The sequence below is a fragment of the Candidatus Glassbacteria bacterium genome (assembly GCA_019456185.1).
Classification (GTDB): domain Bacteria; phylum Gemmatimonadota; class Glassbacteria; order GWA2-58-10; family GWA2-58-10; genus JAJRTS01.
Genome location: VRUH01000133.1, coordinates 1 through 2,206, shown reverse-complemented (window position 1 = coordinate 2,206; position 2,206 = coordinate 1). Strand labels below are relative to the sequence as shown.

Genomic DNA, 2,206 nt, shown 5'->3' with positions numbered 1-2,206 from the left:
GGATGATCTCCTTGGGAATTAATCGGCTTTAACAATATCTTTGGAATGAGTGAAATATTACGATTGAATTGAAAATTAATATCTCGGTAGAACCCCACCCTTCCACGCACGGTGTTTCAACGGACTGCCGGGCGCTCCCTCCCTCTCCGGCGGTCTCAAAGGACCAGGGGAAAATCGATCTGCTACATGGGTGTCCCACTTCCTTCTTATACTAAATTTCCAAGACACAAAGGGGAACCGTGAACTGCAACTGCAACCCCTCCCCTGGCCTACGGCCATCCCCTCCCCGTGCACGTGGAGGGGGAACTGCCACGACACATCATGGGAAGGCGCCCCTCCGCGCGGCTGTTCAAATTGACGCGGGGAGGGGAGGTGCCGCGATAGCGGTGTGGGGGTGGGGTTTCGCCGCTTGTGCCCCTCCGCGCAAGCCCGCGCGAAGGGGTTATGAGATAATACATCCAATCTTTGAATCAACTCATCATACCCGTTGAAACTAAATATTTAGGTTTTGTTGGAAGCCCCAAGTATATATAACAATGAGTTACAAGACCGGAAATAGTTCTCGATCCAGCTATGGAAAAAAGGAGCATGGGTGATGATGAGGCGATTCCCGATCCGGCTGTTGTTGCTGCTGTTCACGATCTCCGCCTTTGCCGTTCCGGCCAGTGGAGAGGTGATCACCGTCCGCAAGGAGGTGCGCCAACTGCTGGGCAGCGCCATGTCCCAGAATGACGCCCGCGTCGCCGCCATAGCCCTGGCCAAGCGGCTGGCCCTGGAGGAGGCCGGAACCTACCTGGAAACCCTCTCCGTGGTGCGCAACGCCGATCTGGTAAAGGACGAGATTCTGGCCCTCTCCAGCGGCGTGCTCAAGACCGAAATCGTGGAGGAGCAGCCGTATTTGGAGGGGAGCGCCTTCGGCATCCGGGTGGTGGCCGTGATCCGTGTGGACACAGCGGGCCTGGAAGAGCGGGTGAAAACCCTCCTCGCCGACCGCGTCCAGATGGAGCGCCTGAAGGAATCGGAACGGCGGGTGCAAACCCTGCTGGCGCGGGTGAAGGAGTTGGAGGAGCGCATGGCCCGCCTGGGCGACGCAGCCCCCCGCGAGGAAAAGGAAACACTCAAGAACGCCTTCCAGGAAAACACCCAACGACTCACTGCACAGCAATGGTATGAAAAAGGAACCGCCCTGTGGGACAGCAAGAAACGGCGCTTCGATCTGCCGGAAAAGGCCATCGAATACTTTGGCATGGCCATCCACCTCGATCCCGACTACGCCATCGCCTACAGCAACCGGAGCAATGCTTATCATAACCTGAAGGAATACAGGCGGGCCATCGAAGACCTGGATCAGGCCCTCCGCCTCGATCCCGGCTACGCCGTCGCCTACAATGACCGGGGCCTTGCCTATGCTGAACTGAAGCAATACCGGCGGGCCATCGCTAACCTCGACGAGGCCATCCACCTCGATCCGGGCTTGGCCTTGGCCTACTACAACCGGGGCCTTGTCTATTTTTATCTGAAGCAACACCAGAGGGCCATCGCGGACTTCGACGAGGCCATTCGCCTCGATCCAGGCTTTGCGGGGGCATACAGCAACCGGGGCCTTGCTTATGGAAATTTGCAGCAGCACCAGCGGGCCATCGAAGACCTTGATAATGCCATCCGCCTCGATCCCTCACTGGCCGCGGCCTACAGCAACCGGGGCCTTGCCTACGTAGTGCTGAAACAATACCGTCGGGCCATCGATGACCTCGAAGTGGCCATCCGCCTCGATTCCGACTTGGCCGTGGCCTATTTCGGCCGGGCCCTATCTTACGTTGAGCTGAGGCAGTACCGTCGGGCCATCGAAGACCTGGACCAAGCCCTCCGCCTCGATCCCAGGCTTGCACCGGCCTACAGCATCCGGGGCAGTGCGTATGCTAAATTGAAGCAATACCGGCGGGCCATCTCGGACCTCGACCAGGCCATCCTCCTCGACTCCGGCGATGCCGTAGTCTACTACAACCGGGGCGTTGCTTATGATGGCCTCAAGCAATACCGGCGGGCCATCGAGGACCTCGACGAGGCCATCCGCCTCGATCCCGGTTATGCCTTCGCCTACGCAAATCGGGGCCTTGCTTATCATTTTCTGAAGCAATACCAGCGGGCCATCGAGGACTACGGCGAGGCGATCCGCCTTGATCCCGGTAACGCCGGGGCTTATGTA

1 protein-coding gene is annotated in these 2,206 nt (G+C 58.7%); it reads left to right on the top strand.

Annotated elements, in window-relative coordinates:
• Positions 1–595: 595 nt before the first annotated feature.
• The coding region (locus FVQ81_18430; protein ID MBW7998508.1) for a tetratricopeptide repeat protein at positions 596–2,206 on the top strand (1,611 nt) is incomplete at its 3' end.